The sequence below is a fragment of the Streptomyces anulatus genome (assembly GCF_000721175.1).
In the GTDB taxonomy this organism is placed as follows: Bacteria; Actinomycetota; Actinomycetes; order Streptomycetales; family Streptomycetaceae; genus Streptomyces; species Streptomyces anulatus_C.
On sequence record NZ_JOEZ01000048.1, the window covers coordinates 42,293 to 48,630 of the forward strand.

At 72.6% G+C, this 6,338-nt stretch carries 8 protein-coding genes; 3 read left to right on the forward strand and 5 right to left on the reverse strand.

The features are described 5' to 3' along the window. The first annotated feature begins 20 nt into the window (after nt 1–20). The gene (locus tag IG90_RS0135845; RefSeq protein ID WP_030594339.1) at nt 21–1,217 is read left to right on the forward strand and encodes a CapA family protein; all 1,197 of its coding nucleotides are present in this window, start codon (nt 21–23) and stop codon (nt 1,215–1,217) included. Nucleotides 1,218–1,224: 7 nt separating this feature from the next. On the opposite strand, the gene IG90_RS0135850 is transcribed toward IG90_RS0135845, so the two are convergent. Next, nucleotides 1,225–1,686, reverse strand: coding sequence for a universal stress protein (locus IG90_RS0135850; RefSeq protein WP_030594342.1), 462 nt, complete (start codon nt 1,684–1,686; stop codon nt 1,225–1,227). Nucleotides 1,687–1,838: 152 nt separating this feature from the next. Here IG90_RS0135850 and IG90_RS0135855 point away from each other — a divergent pair, with 152 nt between their 5' ends. After that, nucleotides 1,839–2,687 carry a polysaccharide deacetylase family protein gene (locus IG90_RS0135855; RefSeq protein ID WP_030594344.1) on the forward strand — a complete coding sequence of 283 codons (849 nt, stop codon included), beginning with the start codon at nt 1,839–1,841 and terminating at the stop codon, nt 2,685–2,687. Between the two features lie 248 nt (nt 2,688–2,935). Here the strand turns inward: IG90_RS0135855 and IG90_RS0135860 are convergent, their stop codons facing one another. Continuing rightward, nucleotides 2,936–3,598 (reverse strand): class F sortase, encoded by a 663-nt coding sequence (locus IG90_RS0135860; protein ID WP_030594347.1) that lies wholly within the window; start codon nt 3,596–3,598, stop codon nt 2,936–2,938. A gap of 327 nt (nt 3,599–3,925) precedes the next feature. Between IG90_RS0135860 and IG90_RS0135865 the strand changes: the two genes are divergently transcribed. Further along, nucleotides 3,926–4,408, forward strand: coding sequence for a hypothetical protein (locus IG90_RS0135865; RefSeq protein ID WP_030594349.1), 483 nt, complete (start codon nt 3,926–3,928; stop codon nt 4,406–4,408). Nucleotides 4,409–4,499: 91 nt separating this feature from the next. Here IG90_RS0135865 and IG90_RS0135870 read toward each other — a convergent pair whose 3' ends face one another. The 3 genes from IG90_RS0135870 to IG90_RS46770 all read right to left on the reverse strand — a co-directional run bounded on the left by IG90_RS0135870 (nt 4,500) and on the right by IG90_RS46770 (nt 6,150). Beyond that, nucleotides 4,500–5,063: a hypothetical protein gene (locus IG90_RS0135870; RefSeq protein ID WP_030594351.1), complete on the reverse strand. Its 564-nt coding sequence runs from the start codon at nt 5,061–5,063 to the stop codon at nt 4,500–4,502. 174 nt (nt 5,064–5,237) lie between these two features. Beyond that, the gene (locus IG90_RS0135875; RefSeq protein WP_030594354.1) at nt 5,238–6,002 is read right to left on the reverse strand and encodes a bestrophin-like domain; all 765 of its coding nucleotides are present in this window, start codon (nt 6,000–6,002) and stop codon (nt 5,238–5,240) included. A gap of 13 nt (nt 6,003–6,015) precedes the next feature. Continuing rightward, nucleotides 6,016–6,150 carry a hypothetical protein gene (locus IG90_RS46770; RefSeq protein WP_033894982.1) on the reverse strand — a complete coding sequence of 45 codons (135 nt, stop codon included), beginning with the start codon at nt 6,148–6,150 and terminating at the stop codon, nt 6,016–6,018. Between the last annotated feature and the right edge of the window lie 188 nt (nt 6,151–6,338).

A 6,338-nucleotide genomic window follows, 5' to 3' on the forward strand; every position in this document is an offset into this window, starting at 1 on the left:
CCGAACATGGAGTCGAGCAGATGACGCAGCGCATCCGACCGGGCACGGTGGCCGCCCTCGCCCTCCTGCTCGCCGCGGCCACCGGCTGCACCGGGCAGCAGTACACGGCCTCCGTGCCGAGCGGACCGCCCGCCGCCCGCGGTGCGGGCGGCCAGGACGCCGACGGGCCCCGCCCGTTCACGCTTCTCGCCGCGGGCGACGTCCTGCCGCACTCCTCCGTGATCGACCGGGCCGCCGCCGACGCGGGCGGCCAGGGCTACGACTTCGCCCCGATGCTGGCCGGTGTCGCACCGGTCGTCTCCGGCGCCGACCTGGCGTTCTGCCATATGGAGACGGTGTACGGGAAGGAGGGCGGTCCCTACACCGGCTACCCGAGCTTCAAGTCGCCGCCCGAGGTCGCCACCGCTCTGCGCACCACCGGGTTCGACTCCTGCTCCACCGCCTCCAACCACACCCTCGACGACGGGGCCGAAGGCGTCCGGCGGACACTGGGAGCACTGGACAGGGCGGGCATCCGGCACGCCGGCTCCGCCCGTACCGCCGCCGAGGCCGCCCGGCCCACGATCCTGCCCGCCGGGCCGGGGAAGGGTGCGGCCAAGGTCGCCCACCTCGCGTACACCTACGGCACCAACGACATCCCGCTGCCCGCCGACCGGCCCTGGACGGTCGACGTGACCGACGAGCGGAAGATCATCGAGGAGGCCAGGGCGGCCCGGCGCGCCGGGGCCGACGTCGTCGTCCTGTCCGCCCACTGGGGCACCGAATGGCAGGACGAGCCGGACGGGCAGCAGCTGGAGCTGGCCCGGCGCCTCACCGCGTCCGCCGACGGGGGCCGCCCCGACATCGACCTGATCATCGGCACCCACGCGCATGTGCCGCAGGCGTACGAGAAGGTCAACGGCACCTGGGTCGTCTACGGCATGGGCGACCAGATCGCCGGAGCGATGATCAACTATGAGGGGGTCCAGGACCCGCGCGGCAACCAGAGCTCGATGGGCCGCTTCACCTTCGCGCCGCCCGCGAAGCCCGGTGAGCGCTGGACCGTGAAGAAGGCGGAGTTCGTCCCGCAGTGGTACGACACCGTCACCGGACGCGCCGTCAACCTCAACACCACCATCGACGACGGTGCCGAGCACCTCCGCGAGGTCCGCGACCGTATCCGTACCGTCGTCCTCGGCCGGGGTGCGGAGGGCGACGGGCTCCTCATGGGAAAGTGAACGCTCTTCACGGCACCACGGTGACCGGCCAGCGTCCCGCCTTCACCAGGCGTACCGCCACCGAACCGATGAAGCGGTGCCCGGCCGACTCCGAGGCCCCGACCACCACCGCGTCCGCCTTCAGCTCGTCGGCCGCCGTCACGAGGCCGTTGTAGGGGTCGCCCCGGAAGGTGTGGAACTCCCACCGCATGTCCCACGTGTCACTGAAGCGCTCGGTCGCCGCGCGGATCTCGGCGGCCAGGTCCTCCGCCACCTCGCCCGTGGCGTCGCTCACCGGCACACCCAGCGCGGCGCCCGCCGTCATGACCGGCTGGACGTACACCAGGGCCAGCATGGCGTTCTGCCGACGGGCGAGTCCGGCGGCGTAGGCCGCCGCGCGCATCGACGAATCGGTGCCGTCGAGCCCCGCGACGATCACCTTGGGGCCGTCCGTACCGCGTTCGAACCGATGAGGCTGCTGCTCTGTCACGGCTCCGAGGCTATCGGCCCGCGCCGCGGGGGAGGCCCGGGGCCGTCGGCGAGCTCCGAGGAAGATGAACATACTGCGTCGATCGGGTGCAAAACGGTCAGCGCTCGGTGTCGGCGGCCGGAGTGGACGTCCGGCCGTGCGAGCAGTTGGCCATGAGAAGTGATCACACCGGACCCGAGCGCCGCACCCTGCTGAAGGGCGCCCTCGGCCTCGGAGCCGCCACCGCCGTGCACCTGGTCGCCGCCGATCCGGCATCGACGCCCAGCCGCCCCGCTCGCGCCGCGGGCACCCCGCCCGCCGCGGCCGCCGGGCCCCCGGCGAGCGTCCGGGGCCGGCCCTCCCCGTACCGGCTCGACCCGATGACCGGGGCCACCCCGCCCCGGTTCGGACCGGCCAGGCCGCCGGTGCGGACCCGGCCCTTCGAGCACCTTCCCGAGCTCGGGCACTCGATGGTCCTCAGCTTCGACGACGGCCCCGACCCGCTCTACACCCCGGACATCCTGGCCACCCTGCGCGAGCACCGGGTCCGGGCGATGTTCTTCGTCTGCGGCGAGATGGCCGACGGCAACCAGGACCTGCTGCGCGAGATGGCCGACGACGGACATGTGGTGGGCAACCACTCCTGGTCCCACCCGCTGATCCCGAAGCTCTCCCGCCCCGCGATCCGCGACGAGCTCGGGCGTACCAGCGAGGTGGTGGAGCGCGCACTCGGGGTCCCGCCGCTGTGGTACCGCGCCCCGTACGGCGCGTGGAACCGCAACTCCTTCGAGATCGGAGCCGAGTTGGGCATGGAGCCGATGGCCTGGACCGTGGACACGCTCGACTGGAAGACGCCGGGGACCGGCACGATCGTTCGCCGGGTGCTGGACGGAGCGGCGCCCGGCGTCGTCGTCCTCTCGCACGACGCGGGCGGCGACCGCTCGCAGAGCGTCGCGGCCCTGCGCCGGTATCTGCCCCGCCTGCTGGCCGACTACCGCATCACGGTGCCGCACCGCGTCTGAGAGCCTGTCGGGTGGTCTTCGACCGGAGAGCGGACGCGGTCCGGTGCGTGCGGTTCCCAGGCGCCGAGAGGTCCTCGTAGCGGAGCTGCCAGGGCGTTTCGGCGACGCCGGAAGCGTGCGTGCCAGGGCGTGGCCGCCCGGTCAGAGGTCTCCCGACAGGCTCTGAGAGCGCGTGCGCACACCTGTGCCCGCGGCGGCCATGGAGGCGCGAAGGACCGCCGGGGGCACAGCCGCGCGGGGGCGTCCGGTCAGCGGGTGTCGACCAGCCGGGCGAAGACCACCACGTTGCCGTCGTAGCCGCCCGCCTTCGAGTAGCCCCCGCCGCAGGTGATGACCCGCAGCTCCGCGTGGCCGGTGTCGCCGTAGACCCGGGGACCGGGGAAGTCGTTCTTGGAGAAGACCTCCACCCCGTACACCTCGAAGATCCCGACCCGGCCGTCGTAGCGGGCGACCTCCACGCGGTGCCCCTTCTGGAGCGAGCCGAGGCCGTAGAAGACCGCGGGCCCGGACGTGTTGTCGACATGGCCGACGACCACGGCGGTGCCCCGCTGGCCGGGGGCGATGCCGTTCTGGTACCAGCCGGCGAGGTTGTTGTCCTCGGCGGGCGGGGCGTCGATCCACCCGTTGGCGTCCAGGTTGACGTCGATGACGGGGGCGTCCACGTCGATGGACGAGATCTTCACGCGCGAGGCCGGGGCGTACGGCAGCGGCTGCACCGGCTCGCCCTCCACCGGCGGTCCCGCGGTGTCCTTGCCCAGGTCCAGTGAGGCGGCCGCGGCGGGCTGCGGCGGGCCCGCCTCCCCGAACTCCGTGCCGTTGCGCATGAGGGCGAGGCCGCTGAGCAGTACCAGGGCGATCGCCCCCCAAGGCACCCGTCTGGTCCGCTCGGCGCCAGCGTAGTCCCGGCCCATCATTCTCCCTTCGTCGCGACGCTGTGAACGCTAAGGGCGCTGCGGCCGGGCGGCGATCAGAGAGGGGCGAACGGGTGGCCGCGGGGTGGGGAGCCCTGCTGGGTGACTGCCCATCGGAGTAATGAGCAGATAAAAGTTCTGACGGTCTGTGACCTGCGGCTCCGTCAGGTTCGAGGGTTCTCGTACGGCGTGTCGCGTCACCGGGGTGGAGTAACGCCGAAGTGCGATCCTTCGTTCCGCTGGTGAGTGTTCGTCATGGGAGGCGTTCTCGTCGATCCAGCCCGGGGGAGAAGCCCCCGGGGGCGCTTCCCGCTGGAGGTTCACACGATGCGTGCTTCACGCGCTCTCGCGGTCACCGCGACCGCTTTCGCGGCCGTCGGGCTCGCGGCCCCCATGGCCGTCGCCACCAACGGTCCGGTCAACGTCGCCGTCAACCCTCAGTCCGTCCACCAGGGCGGCATGCTGAAGGTCACCGCGCAGGGCTGCGGTCACGGCGGCAAGGTCTGGTCGAACGCGTTCCCGACGACCACCCTCTCGCCGGGCGACGGCACCAACTACGCCCACGCCCGGGTGCGGAACAACACCACGCCGGGTCAGTACCACCTCTCCGTGAAGTGCAATGACAACGAACGGATCGCGACGCACAAGTTCACCGTGCTCGCCGGCAACGGCGCGCAGGGCGGGCTCGGCGGCTCGATGGGGCCGAGCTCCGTGGAGATGCAGGTCGGCGGCGGTCTGGTGGCCGCTGCGGCCGTCGGTGGCGCGGTCTTCCTCGTCCGGCGTCGGCGGACGAGCCATGCGGCGTTCTAAGGCGTCGAACCTCCCGCCCGGCCCGATACGCCCGTCGCCCCGAGTCCTGGACCAGGACCCGGGGCGACTGTCGTGCGCCGCATGCTCGCGGTCAGTGGCGGCGGTCGGTGGAGCGACGGCGCGCGAAGTAGAGGGCGCCCGAGGCCGCTGCCACCACCAGGGCCGCTCCGGCGGCGACCTCCACCGGGTCGGTGGTGCCGGAGCTTCCGCCGAGGCCGCCGCGCACGCCGCCCGGCACGAGGGCCGTCGAGCTGGCGGTCGGGACCGTGGTGGGTGTCGGGGCCGGGGTGGGGGTGCTCGTGGCGCCGCCGGTGATGGTGAGGTTGACGTTCCGGGAGGTGCCGGTCGAGCCGCAGGTGAACGTCACCGCGTAGACGGCGCCCCGGCGGGCGTCCGTGTCGACGGTGGCGGTGGCCGTGGTGCTGCCGCTCGGGATGGTGGTGGTGTCGAAGATGCCCGACGTGACGATCGTCTCGCCCGTGCAGCCGCCGGCGCCGAGGGTGACCCGGCCGCCCGGTGCGATGACCGACGGGCTGATCGTCGGATTGAACGTGCTGCTGGCCCCGTCCGGCGCGGCGTGGGCGGCGGACGGGGCCAGCAGCGTCAGGGCACTGGCGCCGAGCAGGGCGAGCGGTGCGACACGTATCGCGCGCATGGTGGATCCTCCGGGTTCCCCGAGGGGCAGCTGCGGAACCGATTTCCACATAGCAGGAAAAATGCACCTCGATGCCCGACACGCTAGGAGCGGTCACCCCAGCCCGCGATCGGGGTCGGGCGAATGGGTCAGCGCGGGTCCCCCGACCGGCCCACCGGCCGGGGGAGCGGGGCCTCAGCGGGCGGCTCCCGGGAACATGTCGAGGAACGGTTCGGCGGTGGCCGAGATGCCCCGGCCGAAGGGCGCGTCGAAGTCCCAGATCAGGAAGAGCAGGAAGGCGATCAACGCGCTGAACAGGCCCGCCAGGAGCAGTTCGCGGAACGTTCTGCGGATCTGGAGGGTGAAGATCAGCCCCACGGTCACCAGCGCCCCGGTGATCAGCCCGAACCAGACCACCCCGGGCATCGTCGCCCCGGCGTTCTGCCCGCGTGAGCTGCGGGCGTCGTCCGCCGCCGCCACCTGGTCGACCAGCGGCTGGTAGGCCTGCCCCTCGTGGTCGGTCTTCGGCTCGTAGCCGGTGACGTCCGCCCGTACCTTGTCCAGCAGCTGGGTGCCGCGCTCGGTGAGCGTGTTCCGTTCGGACATCACCTTCCACTCGTCGTGGACGACATGGCTGACATAGGCGTCGACGCCCGCCCGGATGCGGTCGCGGACCTCGGCCGGGTAGACGGAGGCCCGGGCCTGCACCTCGTGCAGCGCCTGCGCCTCGATGCGTACGGACTCCTGGGCGGCGCTGCGGCCCTCCCAGACCCCGGCGATGGCGAGCCCCAGGACGATCGCGTAGACCACGCCGATCATCATCGTCATGTACTCGATGACGTCGGGCGTCTCGGACGGGTCGTCGTCATCCCCGATCCGCCGGTTGTTCAGGACCGCGATGGTGAGGACGACCGCGCAGGCGGACGCCATGGCAATGCTCAGAACGAGCCACTCGGACATGCGTCTCTCCTGGTCAGCGGGATGATCGCGGCCGCAGCACGGCGATGGCGAAGACCGCCGGGGCGGTGATGAGCAGTGTCAGGGACACCAGCGACGGCCCGCTCCGCGGCTGTCTGCGGGTCGGTTTGCGGTACGTCGGCAGGGCCACGGCCCGGGGCTCCGGCGGCTCGGTCCGCACCGGGGGCTTCGGTGAGGGCGGGGGCTTCGGCGGTGGAGGTGCCGGCGCCGGCGCCGGAGGTGGTGGGGGAGGCGGCGGCCGGCCCCCCCATGCCCCCGGCGCGGAGCCGGCCGAGGACGCGGTACCCGGCGATCCGTGCCGGGTCGGTGGAACGGAGC